Raw genomic sequence first — 15,878 nt, forward strand, 5'->3', positions numbered from 1 at the left:
AAAGGAAGAACATGAGACTTTTAATAATAACTGCTATTGTATTTTTTTCTTCATCACTATTTGCACAAAATAAATTTTTGACAAAACAAGCAAATTTATTGAATAAAAATAATGATAAAATAGCTATAATTACAAAAGGTACTAAAGTTAAAATTTTAGAAAAATATAAAGATAAGAGTTTGGTTCAAATTAAAGGTTGGTCATATGAAGATGAACCTAATGATGAGATTTTTTTTAAATATGGAGTAACTGTTACATTAGCAACACGTAATGAAAATTCACCTAAAAGAAAAATTTATCAAACTAAAGAAGATGACTATGAAGAAATATGGATTGAAAATAGTATTCAAGGTTTTATAATGAATAAAGATTTAACAAATAATTTTAAATCTATATGGAATGACGAATCAGCTTTTGCAAGTCAAAGATGTAGTGGTTGTCATGAAATACCAGCTCCAAGTAGTCATTTTGCTGGAGAGTTTCCTTCTTTGATTAACTCTATGGCAGAACAAGCAGGTTTATCGCCAAAAGAAGAAAAAACTTTAGTTAACTATTTTCAAAAGAAAAATATTTACGGTAAAAAATGAAAAAAATAGTTTTAATTCTACTCTTATTAATAAATTTAGAAGCAGCAAATAAACAAATACTTCTTTTGCAATCTTATAATAAAGGATTGAAATGGAGTGATGATTTATCGAAAGGTGTGGAAGAAGTATTAATAAACTATAAAAGGTATGAATTAACTACACAATATATGGATAGTAAAAAATACCACTCTAAAGATTATATTAGCGCACTTTATAATCTTTTTTTACAAAAATATAAATATCAGCAATATGATGTAGTCATTGTTGCTGATAATTATGCAATTGATTTTGTACTAAAATATAAAAATAAAATTTTTAAAAACTCTAAATTAGTTTTTTGTGGTTTAGATAAAGACTTACCAGGAATTAATGTAAAAAAAGCATTAAAAGAACATATCCCTGTAGTTTTAGAAAATAAACAATTAAATACAAATATAGAATATATATCAAAAATTTTACCAAATTTAAAAGAACTTTATTTAATAAATGACTTATCTTTATCTTCACGGTTAATAAATAAAAAATTTGAAGAATCAACAAATAAAATAAATAAAAAATTAAATATTAGTTTGTCGCTTCACGGTAACTTAAAAAAAATAGAAAATGACTTATTGAAATTACCTGAAAATTCAGCAATTTTATTTGGTTCATTATTTATAGATGAAAAAGGCAAATATATTCCTTATTATCAAGTTAATGACTTAATAAACAAATCTACCGTACCTGTTTTTTCCCTAACAGATTCCCATCTAGGCAAAGGAGTTATAGGTGGTAAACTATCAACAGGTTATGAACAAGGTAAAGAAGCAGCAAAATTAGCAATCAAATTTTTAGAAAAAAAATATATTGACTTTTCTAAACCTGTTACAGCTGATGCTTTATGGTATTTTGATTATAAGGTATTAAAAAAATATAATTTAGAAAATATAAAACTACCTGATAATGCTACAATTATAAACTCTCCAAAAAGCTTTTTTGAAAAATATAATAGGATAATAAATATAATTTTTATAATTTTTCCTTTTATTCTTATTACTTTAATCATTGCTATAATTAGTATTATTTTAAAAACAAAAGCTCAAAAAAAGCTAGAAGCTCAAAAAAAGCTTTCAGAAGCTCAATTAAATAATTTAGAAAGTTCTATTTTTTGGATAGATACAAATGGCAAAATAAAAGGTTGTAATAGTTCATTTAATAAATTTGTTAAAAGAGATTCATCACAAATTATTAGCAAAGATATTGATAATATTTTTTTATTTTTAAAAAAATATATTTCTAAAGAAAAAATATTTAACTATGAACAATTTGAATTTAATTATTTAAAAAAAGACTATTTGGTAAAAAATAAATATGTTGAAGATGAAAATAGAAATCTAGAAGCAGTTACAATAATAACAAATATTACAGAAAAAAAACAAGCAGAAATAAATAAACAATTTCTAATTCAACAATCTAAACTAACAGAAATAGGAGAAACTCTTTCAGCTTTAATTCATCAATGGAAAACTCCTCTTGTTGAACTATCAGCAGTTGCTCATAAAATGCATTATTATAATAAAAAAAAGAGACTAAATGATAAAGATATTGATGATTTTTATAATATAATTATGAAACAAACAGTTTTCATGAGTGAAACAATGGACTCTTTTAGAGGTTTTATCAAAGCATCAAATAAAGCTATTAGCTTTGATATAAGCTTAGGGATAAGTGAGATACTTGATATATTAAAAGATTCATTAAAATATAATAATATTCAAGCTGAATATATTAATGTTTTAGAAAAAAATATTTTTATTCATGGATATCCAAATGAATTTAAGCAAGTTATTCTAAATCTTATTAATAATGCAAAAGATTCAATCTTAGAAAAAAGAAAAAAGGAAAAAAGTAATATACAAGGTGAGATAAAAATTATTTTAACACAAATAGAAGAGAGTGTAAAAATAAAAATTGTTGATGATGGATTAGGCTTTACTAATAATATAGAGAATAAAATATTTAATCCTTACTTTACAACAAAAAATGATGGAATTGGTATTGGATTATATATGGCAAAACTTATTATTGAAAATAAAATGAACGGAATAATAAAAGCATATAATAATATTGTTGGAGCAAAATTTATTATCACACTACCTAAAGGTAAAGAAAATGATGAAAATCTTAATTCTTGAAGATAACTTCAATTTAGCAAATATTATAAAAGAAATGCTTGAAGAAAAAAATTATAAAGTTGATTCTTTCAATGATGGTAATTTAGTACTTGACAATTTTATGAATGGATATGATTGTTTCATATTAGATATAAATGTACCTAATATTGATGGATTAACTCTACTTAAAACAATTAGAGATTATGATATATCAATACCTGTTATAATAATAAGTTCTAATATTGAATTAAATACAATTAAAAATGCATATATAAAAGGTTGCAATGACTTTTTAAAAAAACCTTTTTATATTTATGAACTAGAAGCAAAAATAGATTTATTATGTAAAAAAGATACTATTATTTATTTAAATAATGATTTCTATTTTAATACAAATGAGGAAATACTTTATAATAATTTAAATAAAGAAATACATTTAACGCATAAAGAGAAACAGTTTTTAATATTAGCTTCAAAATATCCTTCCCAATCTATATCTTTAGAACTTATAGAACAATATGTATGGGAAGGAGAAATGGCTTCAACAATGAGTATTAGATCACTTATAAAAAGACTTCGTATGAAACTGCCTAAAGATTCAATAGAAACAACAACTTATGGATATAAAGTGATATTAACAAAATAAATTAATTATTAGGCAAAAGCCTCTTGTACTGTTTTATAAATAGCTATATCTTTAAAAATTTCTCTTTTATCTACTGTTTGTATTTTATCTACATGTCTTTGTTTTAAAACTAGACAAATCTCTATATTTAAATCTTTAAGTTTTAAAATTAACTCTTCTAATGTAAAAATTGCAGAGATATCCATAAAAGGAACGTTTGTGCAGTTTATAATTAATTTTTCAGTATCCAATAATTTATTTATTTCTTCTTCAAAAAAAGATGCTGAACCAAAGAAAAAAGCGCCATTTATATCTAAAACTCTTACTTTTTCATTTCCTTTTTCTTCTGAAAAAACTTCTTTTTCCAATGAGATATTTAATTTGGCCTCTTTTGAAATTCTATATACTATTAAAAGTGAGGCTAAAGTAATACCTACTCCAACTGCCATTATTAAGTCAACAAAAACAGTTAATAAGAAAACAATTACCATAACAATTAAATCATTTCTAGGTGCATATTTTGCAACTTTTAAAAATTTATAATCTAAAATATCAAGCCCTACTTTCATTAAAATTCCTGCTAATACAGCTAATGGAATTTGGGAAGCAATAGGAGCTAAAAATAGTACAATTAATACAAGAACTAAAGCATGAATTATTCCTGAAAGTTTTGTTCTCCCACCACTTTTTACATTAACAACAGTTCTCATAGTGGCACCAGCTCCTGGTATTCCACCAACAAAAGCTACAAGGGTATTTCCAATTCCTTGTCCAATTAACTCTTTATTAGAACTATGTTTTGTTTTAGTAATTGAGTCTGCAACTAATGATGTTAATAAAGTATCTATAGTTCCTAAAAGCGCTAAAGTTATTGCTAGAAGAATTATATCTTTAGATTTTGAAAATTCAAAAACTGGCATAGTAAACTCTGGCAAACTAGTTGGAATCTCACCTATTGTTTTTACATCAAAACTAAAAAATACACTAATAATTGTCATAATAGTTAAGGCCAAAAGTGCAGGAGGCACAAGCTTTGCAACTTTTTTTGGAGTTATAAGCATAATTAACAAGGTAAAAAATGATAATATCAGTGATTCAAAGCTTAAGTTCGTAAAAGTCGATGGCAATTCAAATATAGTTTTTAATACAGAACTTTCAGAATCAACTCCTAAAAAAGGATTGATTTGTAAAATTATAATTATAATTCCAATTCCACTCATAAATCCAGAAATCACTGGATAAGGGATGTATCTTACAAATTTACCTATTTTTAAAACTCCAAATAAAATCTGAAAAATACCTGAAAGAAGTACAACACTCATCACTGCATTAATATCATTATGAAACATAACAATAGCACTTGCAACAACTACTGTCATTGGACCAGTAGGTCCAGATATTTGAGAAGAAGTACCACCAAATAAAGAAGCGAAAAAACCTAATATTATTGCTCCATATAGTCCAGCAACTGCACCAGCACCACTTGCTACACCAAAGGCTAAAGCTAAGGGTAGTGCAATAATTGCAGCTGTTAAACCACCAAAAAAGTCGCCTTTTAAATTTGACAACATTTTACTCCTTTATAATTCAATTAAAAGATAATAATAAGTTCACCTTATCTATCTTTGCATTTAGTGTACTCCTTTTTTGCTTATAAAATATTTTACCTTGTATGATATTATAATCTTTAAATAAGTTATACTTATAAATTTTATCTTTAAATTTTATCCATATTTTTAAACTCTTTTAACTCACTTTTATTAAAACTTGAAATTTGTGTACCTAAAAGTAAATTTATCATCAAAAAAATTGAAAGTAAGTTTTTTTTCACGTTGAAATCCTTTTTATTTGTTAGAATTATTTTAATAGATATTTGTGGAACAATAGTTTTTAAAAGGATAGAATATGCAAAATTTTGATTTGATAATAATTGGAGCAGGAAGAGCTAGTAATATTGCTGCAAAAGCTGGAAAACTTGGTAAAAAAGTAGCGCTTATTGAAAAGTCTACTCTGGGAGGCACATGTCCAAATAGAGGCTGTGTTCCATCAAAACTTCTAATAGGCTATGCCCAAAAAATTAGAGAAATAAAAGAGTCAAAAAAGCACTTTATTAGAGCAATAATAGATGATATAGACCAAGAAGAGATATTTAAACGCACAAATGAGTATATTTACAGTGTTGAAGAAAATTATAAAAAGAAATTAAATGATAATGTAACTATATTCAAAGGGGAGGGAAGCTTTTTAGATAATAAAATAGTAAAAGTAAACAACACAAAACTAACTGCACCTAAAATAATAATTGCAACAGGAACAAGACCAACAAAAGTTCCTTTTGAAAATGCATGGACAAGTGATGATATTTTTCCTTTGATAAAAGAGATACCTGATTCTATAACAATAGTTGGAGGTGGTTTTATAGCTTGTGAATTAGCAAACTTTTTTGATGCAATTGGAGTAGAAACAACGCAATTAGTAAGAGGTGATACTCTTTTAGAAAATGAAGATGAAGAAATAAGTGAAATTTTCAAAGAACAATACTGCAAAAATGTAAATGTAAAATTTAATATATCTATTAAAAATGCATTATATAAAAACAACTCTTTTGAAATAGAGTTAGATAATGATGAAACATATAAAAATGATGCTTTACTTTTTGCAATAGGAAGAGCTTCAAATGCTGATACTTTAAAACTTGAAAATACTAATATAAAATTAAATGAAAAAGGTTTTATTAAAAGAGATGAGTTTTTTCAAACTGATGTTGAAGGTGTTTATGTAGTAGGTGATGCAAGTGGAGAACATATGCTTCAACACGCTGCTGCATTTGAAATGAATCACCTATTTAAAATGTTATTTGAAGATGAGAAAGAGCCTTTAAAATTCAAATACATGCCCCATGCTGTATTTAGTCATCCAGAAGTTGCAAGTGTTGGATTAACAGAAAAAAAAGCAAAAGAACAAAATATAAAATATGTTACATCAACTACAAGTTGGCTTGCAAGTGCAAAAGCTCAAGCACTAAAAATCAAATATCCAAGAACTAAATTTATTCTAAATCCAGATACATATGAAATTTTGGGTTGTCATCTAATTGGATATGAAAGTGCTACTATGATACATCAAGTTTTAGCAATAATGCATCTTCAAAATGATATTAGAAATTTAAAGGAGATGTTATATATTCATCCTGCTTTAAGTGAAGCATTACTTCCAGCAGCTGTACAAGCAGTAAAAGCGATACATGAATATAAAGAGTCAAAGAAGATATGACTCTTTATAGGTAATTATTTAGTTAGATTTTGTGCAACAAAATCCCAGTTTACTAGTTTCCAAAAGTTTTCTAAGTATGCTGGTCTTGCGTTTCTACAGTCGATGTAGTATGCATGTTCCCAAACATCACATGTTAATAATGGTGTTAAACCTTCAGTAATTGGAGTTTGTGCATTTGAAGTAGAAATAATACTTAATTTTCCAGCTTCATCTTTAACTAACCAAGCCCAACCTGAACCAAAGTGAGTTACTGCTTTATTTGTAAATTCTGTTTTAAACTCTTCTACTGAACCAAAATTTGCAACTATTGCATCTTCTAACTCTTTTGAGATTGATGTCTCATTTGGAGTTAATCCATTCCAGAAGAAATCATGATTAAATACTTGAGCAGCATTATTAAAAACTCCACCTTCAGAATCTTTGATAATATCAACTAAAGAAGAGTCTTCATGTTTACTACCAGCAATAAGTTCGTTTAATTTGTTTACATATGTTTGATGGTGTTTCCCATAATGGAATTCTAAAGTCTCTTTTGACATTAATGGTTCTAATGCATCTTTCTCATAAGGTAAAGTCATTAATTCATGTTTCATTTTGTTATCCTTTTGTAAATTATTGTTTTGATAAGTAAAGAATACTCCTATTTGATTGAAAGAATTATTATACAAAGAAACTAATTTTTATTTTAAGACAATTTTTGTCCTATATAGTAACTTTTAGTAATAAATTATCTATTTAAATATAGGATTTTACCTTTAAAAGCTTTTGGTAAATAATCTGTTATTGGTTTTTCATTTCTTGAAGAAAAACCAAATGTTTCCATTTTTCTACAAAATGCATTATGATTTCCCCTTGCAGGATCTATAATAATTATTTCACATTTTTCATTTGCATAAAGTTCAATAAAAGATGAAAGTAAATTTACATGGGTTCTTTCATATAAAACATCACTTCCTATAATAACATCAAATTTTTCAACAATTGATACCTTATCATCCCAACTAGCTTGAAAGTATGGAATATCTTTTTTACTATTTAATAAGCTATTATATTTTAAAAAACTTGCTACTTCTGGGTGATAATCTGTTGCTGTTATATTTGCACCTCTTAAATTTAAAACCATACTTGCCAAAGCAAGACCACAACCTAGTTCTAAAATACGCTTACCTTCTATTTCATAAGTTAACATTAAATTTGCCAATACTTCCCCAGCTTCCCATAAAATACCAAAGATTGGCCACTGTGCAGAAGAAATTCCAAGTTTTTGTGCAATATCATCTTTATCAAAAAATTGTTGTTTATCTTTTAAAGTTTTTAAGTGAATATCTAAAGTACCAACTTCAATAGTTTGATACTTTATTCGATAGTTATTTTCTTGAGACATATAATACCTTAATATGATTTATTGTTGAAATCTTTAAATTATGGTATTAAAAGTAGATTGTACTAGTTCAGACAAAGTCTTTTTGGTAGAATGATATTTATAAAACCAATTTTTAAAATTGGTGTAATTATAGCCAAAATATAAAATAATAACAATATTATAAAATTATTTCATTTCTTAATTTAGCTCTTGATTCTTTATCCACTAAAAAAAAGCAATCATCTATTTCATCTTTTGTCGATGCTTTTTTGTGCCCTTTTACTTTTATAATTTCAAAATTATATTTATCATAAAGTAAAAAAAACTCTTTATAAAGTTCTTCGTTTTTAACTTTTTTACCTGTTTTTGTGGTGTAATTACTATTTTGTAACTTTTCTCTTCTATTTAGTAGTGATAAAATATTTTGACAGTCTGTATAAACTATAAACTTTTCACTACAATCAATTTGTGTTACAGCCCAAATAAATGTTTGAACTTCTAATTTTGTAGAAGAAGTGTCTTCAAATTTTTTTGTAAAGATTTTTTGTTCTTTGCAAGTGTTTAACTCTTTGCAAAAAAGATATGCCCCAAAACCAATATTTTTTTGAGGATTAACACTTCCATCTACAAATAGTTTATATATTATTTTTTCCATAAACGAAGTATATCACTAATTTTTCTTATATTTACTTTTTATAGATGTTTTTAATAACTTTAGATATAAATAAGTAAATTTATATAAAATAAGAAAAACAAAAGGCAAGTTATGAAATTTGATAAATTATATGAGGGAAAATTAATAAAAAGATATAAAAGATTTTTAGCAGATATTAAATTAGATACAGGAGAAGAGATAACTGCACATGTTCCAAATAGTGGTGCTATGACTTCTTGTATTGAACAAGACTGTCCAGTTTGGGTTACTTACCATGACAATCCAAAAAGAAAATTAAAATATACATTAGAACTTACACAAATGGAAAACAATTTAATATGTACGAATACAACAGTTGCAAATAAAATAGCAATTGAAGCAATAAATAATGGAAAAATAAAAGAACTTCAAGGTTATGATAGCTTAAAACCAGAACAAAAATATGGTAAAAACAGTAGAATTGATATACTTTTAGAAAGTGACCATGATAATAAAAAGTGCTATGTAGAAATAAAAAGCGTAAGCTTAAAACTTGATGATACATTGGCTTTTCCAGATGCAGTTACAAGTAGAGGCACAAAACATCTAAATGAATTAAGAGATATGGTAAAAGAAGGTCATAGAGCTGTAATGTTATATGTTATTCAAAGAACAGATGATAAAGAGTTTAAAATTGCAAAAGAGATTGATCCTAAATATTATGAAACTTTTCAAGAAGTTATACAAGAAGGAGTTGAAGTAATTGTTTATCAATCATCTATATCAAAAAAAGAGATAAATATAACAAAAAGTAAAATGTTAAGTAATTAAACTTTTTTAATATTGATTTTAAAGTATAATACATAATAAATATAAAGCGTGGAATAATAAAATGAATATTTTAAAAAATTTATTTACAGATTTAGAAAATTTATTAAATTTATTAAATAATTTTGATTATAGTAAGTTGATATTATTAGTAGTAACATTACTTGTGATTTATATAATTCATATCATCTTTTTAAATCGATATCACAAAAGTAAAATAAATAAAACCAAAATAGAATTAAAAAAAATAAATTTAGAAGCAACACTAAATTTGAAAAGACAAAATTTACTTAAAGTATATATGATACTGTTTTTATTGAGTTCATTTATTATTATATCTCAAAATAATTTAACTGTTATAGTACCTGTATTATCGGCATTAATACTAATTTTACTTTTTTCAATAAAAGAGCAATTAAACAATATATTTCTAGGTTTAGCTTATAAATCATCTGTTTTAACAACTATATATGAGGGGATGGAATTTTATTTTAAGGATACACCAAATGAAATATGCAAGATAACAAAAGTTAATCTATTTAAAACAATATATAAAAATCAAAAAACAGGTCAATTACTTTCACTTGAAAATAAAACATTAAATGAATCAGAAATTATCCATAAAGTAATCATAGATTTAGATTATATTGAGTTTAAATACATTGTAAGCAATGATTTTGATTTTGACCAATATGTAAAGCAAACAAGAAAAAAATTAAAAGAGTATGTAAATACAGTAGATGTAGATTTTAAAACTTTAAGACAAACCATATTATCTTTAAAATCAAAGTACAATACAACTCCTTTTTTAAAACCAATTTACACAATAGATATAAACTATAATACAAAAGAAGATGTAATAATCAAAATAAAACTATCTACATATAAATATGATTATGAAAATTATTTAGATGATTTTTTAAAATTTAGACCTAAACAAATATACAAAAATAAAAATGAATTAGAAAAAAATATATAAGCAAAAATAAAATCTATTAAATAAGTTTTTCTTATCAAATTTATTTAATAATACATAAGATATAATTATATTAACTTTATAACAAAGGATAATATATGAATATCTATGAAAAGATTAGAGGAATATGTAGACCAATAAGAATTATAGTAGGAGTAGTACTAATTACTATTGGAGTTATTATTCAAAATCCTTGGTTTTTCTTAGGTGTAATACCTCTATTAGCAGGAGTTATAAACTTCTGTCCTTTATGTAGTATCACTAAAAAGTGCTCAATTAAATAAGTAAATAGTTAAAGAGTTTTCTCTTTAACTTCTACTATTTTATATATATTTCCACTATCAGTTGCAAAATATATATTTCCAGAAATATCTTCTGTTACTACTCTTATTCTTTCATTTAGTTTACTAAAAACTCTTTTTTCATCTATTGGCTTAAGATTTTCATCTAATCTTATAATATTTATATGAGTTAGTTTTAATGCTGTAGAAATTAATGCACCCTTTAAACTTTTGTATTTTTTTCCACTATAAACTATTAGTGAACTTGGTGCAATTGAAGGAGTATAATGTTTAATAGGATCAATCAAGCCTTTTTCTTGAGTTTTACCTACACTAATAGGAGCCCAATACTCTTTTCCCAAAGATACTCTTGGCCATCCATAATTTTGTGCTTTTTTAATTATGTTTATTTCATCTCCACCTCTTGGACCATGTTCATTTGAAAAAAGGATTTTTGTATTTTTATCATAAAAAAGCCCTTGAGGATTCCTATGCCCATAACTATAAATCTCTTTTAAAATATCTTTATTGTAAAAAAAAGGATTAGTTTTTGGCACTGTGCCATCTAAATTCAATCTTATAATAGATCCTGCATGATTGCTTAAGGTTTGAGCATTATCTCTTTCTCCCCTATCTCCAACGCTAAAATAGATATGATGTTCATCAAAAGTTATTCTACTTCCAAAATGTCTTGTAGTATTTGTTGCACTTTTAGTAACTAAAATATCTTCTATATTAACAAGTTTTTCATTTATTAATTTTGCTTTTGCAAGTGTAGTCACACCCATATTATTTATATTTTTAACATATGTAAAAAATATTGTATTATCATTTTTAAAATTTAAAGAGGCTTTTACATCAAGTAACCCAGCCTGTCCTTTTTCATATACATCTAACTTTTTAATATATTTCAAGGTATTACTATTTGTATCTAAAATAGCAAAAAAACCATTTTTAAAACTGACTATTGCTTTACTCTTATCATAAAAATCCATTCCCCAAATTATGCTTTTTGCTTCAACTATTTTCGAAGCTTTAAAAGAAGCAAATAAATTACTTGCAAGAATAATCATAACAAAAAATATTGTCTTCTTCATTTTTATTCCTTATATTTTATAGAAAATTAAAACTTTTATATTTTAACAATAATACATTAAATAACTTATAAATTTATAAACTAAGTATTAGTACTATTTCATCATCTTTTTTGTTTTATTTGTAGCTTGTGCTTCATAAGGATTTTGTGGCCAATAGTGCTTCTTGTATTTACCACGAAGCTCTTTTCTTACCTCATCATAAGAGTTTTCCCAAAAACTTTTCAAATCATAAGTAATTTGTATTGGTCTTTGAGCAGGAGTTAATAACTCAATTTGTAAAGCAAGTTTATTATTTAAAACTTTTGGTGTTTCATATACTCCAAATATCTCTTGTATTTTTATACTTAGTTTTGCAACTTCAATATTTGAGTAATCTATTTTTATCTTTGAACCACTTGGTGCTTCAAAAAAAGCAGGTACTAACTCATTTAAAATTTGTTGTTGTTGCCAAGATAAAAGATTAAGTAGTATATTATATAAATCCAATTTCTTTAACTGCTCTATTGTTTTTATAGCGCTTAAATATATACCTAACCATTCATCTAAACTATCTAATAAATATTTTTTTTCAAAAGAAGGAAACTTTAGACTTTTATCATGATAGTTTATAAAATCAACTCTTTGTTTTAATAAAAGAGATTTCTTATCCCAATTTAATAACTCTAAGCCTTCATTTTTTATAACATTTATTATTAGCTTTGTTAATTTTGTATCATCTAATTTACAAGGCTTTACATCTAATTGTAAGTGTAAGAAACTAATCACTTCTCTTGAGATAAGTTTATTATTTTGTTTATCAAAACTTACTTCTTGTTCTTTTTTTATATGTGTACTAAAATACTTTTTTATATGTTTAAATTCTATTTTTAAAGCTTGATTTATAAAAGAATCTTTTGCTTTAGCATTTATATTAACTACAACTAAAAAAACTTCATTAAACAAATAGCTATCTTTATGAAGTTTTGCACCTTTATTATTGCTAAGCTTGTATCTTGTATCATTTTCTTCTCTTAACTTTGCTAATCTATCAGGATAAGCATATAAAGCTAATACGCCCAAAAGCTCATAAGAAAATTTCTCTTTTTTAATAAACTCAAATTTTTTTAATTTTATAAAGTATTGTCTTGCCTCTTTTAAAAGTATTGAGTTTTTATCTTTTTCATAACAATCTATAAAAGTAGATAAGATATCGCCTTGTAAACTATTTGCATTTAAAATTGATGCTAAAATACAAGCTTCATAAGCAAATCCAAGCTCATTTGCTTTTAAAATCATATAGGCAAACCTAGGATGAATTCCCAAACTTATGGCTTTTTTACCAAAAGTTGTAATTTTGTACTCTTTATCAATCATATTTAGACTTATTAAAAGCTCTTTAGCATGTAAAATAGATGTCTCATTTGGTATATCTAACCAATTTAAATCATCAAAATTATCTATTTGCCATAAAGAAAGTTCCAAAAGAGTTTGTGTTAAATCTACTCTTAAAATCTCTGGTTCTGATGTTTTTTCTAAAAGTTTTGACTCATGCCACAACTTATAACAAACTCCATTTTCTAATCTTCCAGCTCTACCTTGCCTTTGAATAGATGATTCATAAGAAATAAAACTTAAGTTCAAATGGTTCATACTATTTGAACTATCATATTTTGAAACCTTTTCTAATCCTGTATCAATTACTACATTAACTCCTTTTATAGTTAAAGAGGTTTGTGCAATATTTGTTGAGAGTATTACTTTTCTTTTACTTTGTTCTTGTATTGCATCATCTTGTTGCTTTTTATCAAGATTTGAATACAAAGGCAATACTAAGATATCTTCACTTATATTTAAACTACTTCTTACTTCATTTATCTGTTTTACACCAGCTAAAAAAACTAAAATATCTTTTTTACTATCTCTTAAAGCTTTATAAATAGTATCAACTACCAAAGAAGTATCACTATAACTTGGTTGTTTTACATCAGGATTTAAATATATACTTTTTACTTCATAATTTTTTGCAATTGAAGTTATTATAGGTGCATCTAAAAAATTAGATAACTTTTTGCTATTTAATGTTGCAGACATTATTAAAAGTTTCAAATCATCTCTTAAATAATCTTGTATTTGTAAAGAAAAAGCCAATGACAAATCTGTATAAATACTTCTTTCATGAAACTCATCAAAAATTATTAAACCAATATCATCAATACTTTGATTTGCTTGTATTTTTCTAATCAAAATAGCTTCTGTTAGAACTAATATTTTTGTTTGTTTAGAAACACAACTATCAAGTTTAATCTCATAGCCTACTGTTTGCCCTACTTTTTCACCTAGATTTTGTGCTAATTTATTTGCAATAACTCTTGCAGCTACTCGTCTTGGTTCTAAAACTATGATTTTTTTATTTTTTAAAAAAGTTTCATTTAAAAGTTCTGTAGGAACAACTGTACTTTTACCTGCACCCGTTGTTGCTTGTAAAATAACTGTTTTATTTGTTCTTAGCTTTGATTTTAAATCATCTAAGATTTCATATATTGGTAGTTTATTCATTCATATAATTATACTTAAAAAATCTTTTAGCTACTATTTACTTTGAAAAGGATTTTATATGGCAAAACAAGCAACAGCAAGACATATTTTAGTAAATACTGAAAAGTTAGCAAAAAAGATACAAAAAGAGATAAATAATAAAGAAATAAGTTTTGAAAAAGCTGCAAAAAAGTTTTCAAAATGCCCATCAGGCAAAAAAGGTGGTGAACTTGGAATGTTTAAAAAAGGTGATATGGTAAAAGAGTTTGATGATGTTGTATTTAGTAAAGATTTAAATAAAATACATGGACCGGTTAAGACTCAATTTGGATTTCACTTAATAGAAATAACGGGAAGAATTTGATTTAAATTTTAAGTAAGTTTTTTGATTGGTTGCGGAAACAAGATTTGAACTTGTGACCTTCGGGTTATGAGCCCGACGAGCTACCTGACTGCTCTATTCCGCGTTAAGTTGAATGCAGATTATAGTCACATAAACTTAAAGGGAACAAAAATACAAGAGTTTAAAAAAAGAATTTGAAAATTCTTTAAACTCTTTAGTTCTCAAGCTCCAAACAATCTTGTTTATTTACAGTATAACTAAATAAAGGTCTATGTTCTGTATCTGTGTAATAATATTTTAATACTAAGCCTTTATTTACAATCATATGATTTAAAAAGTCCACCCTACATACTATTTTTGAATCTTGGTCAAACATAACAGTTTTAAAATATTCTGATTTATTTTCCCATTTACCTTTCATGATTTCATGATTTAAATCAATACTTTTAAAATAACTTACACTATTTTCTAAAGCTACAACTTTAGTAACTGTTGTGATTGCATCAATCTTAATTGGAACAGCACTTGCAGTTTTATTTGCTAAGGTTCTAGCAAACTTTTCTATAGACATTGCTTTTATTTTTTCTTTTAACTCTTCTTCATTATTATTATTCATTCCTGCATTTAAAGATAAAAGTAATAACATACTTAAAATTAATGATTTCATTGATTTTACCTTTTAATAATATTTAAAGCAGACTCTTTTATTTCATCTGCTATTTTTTCTGTAATTAACTCTTCCCAATAGTTAACTCTATGTTTTAATTCATCATCAAAATGTAACTGCATTTTTGCATCAAAAAAAGCATCATCCATTATTTTCTCTTTATATGAAATATGAACTTTTTCTTTATTAGTTAAATCATCATTTTTTTCAATAAAGTCTTTTAAAGAATGCAAAAATGCGTTTACTTTTATATTATCTTCAAATATGATTTCAAACTCATCATCATTATAAAAAGAGTCAATAAGTTCTATCATTACATTTAAGACATTTTCAACATCAATATCAAGTTGCAGTTGTTTTAACTTTTTTTCTATCTCATCTTTATCAAAACAAGTCTCTTTAACCAAAACCCCAAGTGCCATTTGATAATAGATTTGATATTTTGCTATTGTTAAAATCAAATCTTTTCTTAAAAATTTTTTATTAATTAAATCTATTTTTTCCATAACAAAATTGTAGTCAATAATATGTTGATTT

16 protein-coding genes and 1 tRNA gene are annotated in these 15,878 nt (G+C 25.1%); 8 read left to right on the top strand and 9 right to left on the bottom strand.

Features of this window, described 5'->3' with window-relative positions; genetic code table 11:
- Nucleotides 1–11: 11 nt before the first annotated feature.
- Genes AMRN_RS08405 through AMRN_RS08415 form a run of 3 tightly spaced genes read left to right on the top strand, consistent with a single transcriptional unit; the run spans nt 12 to nt 3,386 of the window.
- Nucleotides 12–587 (top strand): hypothetical protein, encoded by a 576-nt coding sequence (locus AMRN_RS08405; protein WP_099310250.1) that lies wholly within the window; start codon nt 12–14, stop codon nt 585–587.
- Nucleotides 584–2,761, top strand: coding sequence for a sensor histidine kinase (locus AMRN_RS08410; RefSeq protein WP_099310249.1), 2,178 nt, complete (start codon nt 584–586; stop codon nt 2,759–2,761). Before AMRN_RS08405 ends, AMRN_RS08410 begins: the two co-directional genes overlap by 4 nt.
- On the top strand, nt 2,739–3,386 hold the full coding sequence (locus AMRN_RS08415; RefSeq protein ID WP_322861803.1) for a response regulator transcription factor: 648 nt from the start codon (nt 2,739–2,741) through the stop codon (nt 3,384–3,386). The genes AMRN_RS08410 and AMRN_RS08415 overlap by 23 nt, the downstream gene beginning before the upstream one ends.
- Nucleotides 3,387–3,394: 8 nt before the next feature.
- On the opposite strand, the gene AMRN_RS08420 is transcribed toward AMRN_RS08415, so the two are convergent.
- On the bottom strand, nt 3,395–4,936 hold the full coding sequence (locus tag AMRN_RS08420) for a SulP family inorganic anion transporter (RefSeq protein WP_099310248.1): 1,542 nt from the start codon (nt 4,934–4,936) through the stop codon (nt 3,395–3,397).
- A 334-nt stretch (nt 4,937–5,270) separates the two neighbouring features.
- Here AMRN_RS08420 and AMRN_RS08425 point away from each other — a divergent pair, with 334 nt between their 5' ends.
- On the top strand, nt 5,271–6,638 hold the full coding sequence (locus AMRN_RS08425; protein ID WP_099310247.1) for a dihydrolipoyl dehydrogenase family protein: 1,368 nt from the start codon (nt 5,271–5,273) through the stop codon (nt 6,636–6,638).
- Between the two features lie 14 nt (nt 6,639–6,652).
- Here the strand turns inward: AMRN_RS08425 and AMRN_RS08430 are convergent, their stop codons facing one another.
- From AMRN_RS08430 to AMRN_RS08440, 3 genes are all read right to left on the bottom strand, one after another.
- Entirely contained in the window at nt 6,653–7,231 is a 579-nt protein-coding gene (locus tag AMRN_RS08430) for a superoxide dismutase (RefSeq protein WP_079580195.1), read from the bottom strand.
- Nucleotides 7,232–7,365: 134 nt separating this feature from the next.
- A complete protein-coding gene (locus AMRN_RS08435) occupies nt 7,366–8,022 on the bottom strand; it encodes a class I SAM-dependent methyltransferase (protein WP_099310246.1) in 657 nt (218 codons plus the stop codon).
- Nucleotides 8,023–8,179: 157 nt separating this feature from the next.
- Nucleotides 8,180–8,656 carry a ribonuclease HI gene (locus AMRN_RS08440; protein ID WP_099310245.1) on the bottom strand — a complete coding sequence of 159 codons (477 nt, stop codon included), beginning with the start codon at nt 8,654–8,656 and terminating at the stop codon, nt 8,180–8,182.
- Nucleotides 8,657–8,767: 111 nt separating this feature from the next.
- Between AMRN_RS08440 and sfsA the strand changes: the two genes are divergently transcribed.
- The 3 genes from sfsA to AMRN_RS08455 all read left to right on the top strand — a co-directional run bounded on the left by sfsA (nt 8,768) and on the right by AMRN_RS08455 (nt 10,723).
- Complete coding sequence (sfsA, locus tag AMRN_RS08445) at nt 8,768–9,466, top strand: DNA/RNA nuclease SfsA (RefSeq protein WP_099310244.1); 699 nt, start codon at nt 8,768–8,770, stop codon at nt 9,464–9,466.
- A 61-nt stretch (nt 9,467–9,527) separates the two neighbouring features.
- Nucleotides 9,528–10,442: a hypothetical protein gene (locus AMRN_RS08450; protein WP_079580199.1), complete on the top strand. Its 915-nt coding sequence runs from the start codon at nt 9,528–9,530 to the stop codon at nt 10,440–10,442.
- A 95-nt stretch (nt 10,443–10,537) separates the two neighbouring features.
- Nucleotides 10,538–10,723 carry a YgaP family membrane protein gene (locus AMRN_RS08455; RefSeq protein WP_079580200.1) on the top strand — a complete coding sequence of 62 codons (186 nt, stop codon included), beginning with the start codon at nt 10,538–10,540 and terminating at the stop codon, nt 10,721–10,723.
- Nucleotides 10,724–10,731: 8 nt separating this feature from the next.
- On the opposite strand, the gene AMRN_RS08460 is transcribed toward AMRN_RS08455, so the two are convergent.
- Both AMRN_RS08460 and hrpB read right to left on the bottom strand, forming a co-directional pair.
- A complete protein-coding gene (locus AMRN_RS08460; protein WP_196778515.1) occupies nt 10,732–11,817 on the bottom strand; it encodes a PQQ-dependent sugar dehydrogenase in 1,086 nt (361 codons plus the stop codon).
- Nucleotides 11,818–11,910: 93 nt separating this feature from the next.
- Complete coding sequence (hrpB, locus tag AMRN_RS08465; RefSeq protein ID WP_099310242.1) at nt 11,911–14,352, bottom strand: ATP-dependent helicase HrpB; 2,442 nt, start codon at nt 14,350–14,352, stop codon at nt 11,911–11,913.
- Nucleotides 14,353–14,410: 58 nt separating this feature from the next.
- Between hrpB and AMRN_RS08470 the strand changes: the two genes are divergently transcribed.
- A complete protein-coding gene (locus tag AMRN_RS08470) occupies nt 14,411–14,695 on the top strand; it encodes a peptidylprolyl isomerase (protein WP_079580202.1) in 285 nt (94 codons plus the stop codon).
- Between the two features lie 26 nt (nt 14,696–14,721).
- Here the strand turns inward: AMRN_RS08470 and AMRN_RS08475 are convergent.
- From AMRN_RS08475 to AMRN_RS08485, 3 genes are all read right to left on the bottom strand, one after another.
- Nucleotides 14,722–14,798 (bottom strand) — tRNA-Met (locus AMRN_RS08475).
- Nucleotides 14,799–14,888: 90 nt separating this feature from the next.
- Nucleotides 14,889–15,341: a hypothetical protein gene (locus AMRN_RS08480; RefSeq protein ID WP_099310241.1), complete on the bottom strand. Its 453-nt coding sequence runs from the start codon at nt 15,339–15,341 to the stop codon at nt 14,889–14,891.
- 5 nt (nt 15,342–15,346) lie between these two features.
- Nucleotides 15,347–15,847, bottom strand: coding sequence for a hypothetical protein (locus AMRN_RS08485; RefSeq protein ID WP_099310240.1), 501 nt, complete (start codon nt 15,845–15,847; stop codon nt 15,347–15,349).
- Nucleotides 15,848–15,878 lie beyond the last annotated feature (31 nt).

This window comes from Malaciobacter marinus (genome assembly GCF_003544855.1).
Classification (GTDB): domain Bacteria; phylum Campylobacterota; class Campylobacteria; order Campylobacterales; family Arcobacteraceae; genus Malaciobacter; species Malaciobacter marinus.

Bases quoted from the DNA above. Each gene is read 5' to 3' on its own strand.
- AMRN_RS08470 (WP_079580202.1), top strand. From the start codon at position 14,411: ATGGCAAAACAAGCAACAGCAAGACATATTTTAGTAAATACTGAAAAG.
- AMRN_RS08440 (WP_099310245.1), bottom strand. From the start codon at position 8,656: ATGGAAAAAATAATATATAAACTATTTGTAGATGGAAGTGTTAATCCT.
- AMRN_RS08450 (WP_079580199.1), top strand. From the start codon at position 9,528: ATGAATATTTTAAAAAATTTATTTACAGATTTAGAAAATTTATTAAAT.
- hrpB (WP_099310242.1), bottom strand. From the start codon at position 14,352: ATGAATAAACTACCAATATATGAAATCTTAGATGATTTAAAATCAAAG.
- AMRN_RS08455 (WP_079580200.1), top strand. From the start codon at position 10,538: ATGAATATCTATGAAAAGATTAGAGGAATATGTAGACCAATAAGAATT.
- AMRN_RS08420 (WP_099310248.1), bottom strand. From the start codon at position 4,936: ATGTTGTCAAATTTAAAAGGCGACTTTTTTGGTGGTTTAACAGCTGCA.
- AMRN_RS08410 (WP_099310249.1), top strand. From the start codon at position 584: ATGAAAAAAATAGTTTTAATTCTACTCTTATTAATAAATTTAGAAGCA.
- AMRN_RS08425 (WP_099310247.1), top strand. From the start codon at position 5,271: ATGCAAAATTTTGATTTGATAATAATTGGAGCAGGAAGAGCTAGTAAT.
- AMRN_RS08430 (WP_079580195.1), bottom strand. From the start codon at position 7,231: ATGAAACATGAATTAATGACTTTACCTTATGAGAAAGATGCATTAGAA.
- AMRN_RS08415 (WP_322861803.1), top strand. From the start codon at position 2,739: ATGATGAAAATCTTAATTCTTGAAGATAACTTCAATTTAGCAAATATT.
- AMRN_RS08485 (WP_099310240.1), bottom strand. From the start codon at position 15,847: ATGGAAAAAATAGATTTAATTAATAAAAAATTTTTAAGAAAAGATTTG.
- AMRN_RS08480 (WP_099310241.1), bottom strand. From the start codon at position 15,341: ATGAAATCATTAATTTTAAGTATGTTATTACTTTTATCTTTAAATGCA.
- AMRN_RS08435 (WP_099310246.1), bottom strand. From the start codon at position 8,022: ATGTCTCAAGAAAATAACTATCGAATAAAGTATCAAACTATTGAAGTT.
- AMRN_RS08460 (WP_196778515.1), bottom strand. From the start codon at position 11,817: ATGAAGAAGACAATATTTTTTGTTATGATTATTCTTGCAAGTAATTTA.
- AMRN_RS08405 (WP_099310250.1), top strand. From the start codon at position 12: ATGAGACTTTTAATAATAACTGCTATTGTATTTTTTTCTTCATCACTA.
- sfsA (WP_099310244.1), top strand. From the start codon at position 8,768: ATGAAATTTGATAAATTATATGAGGGAAAATTAATAAAAAGATATAAA.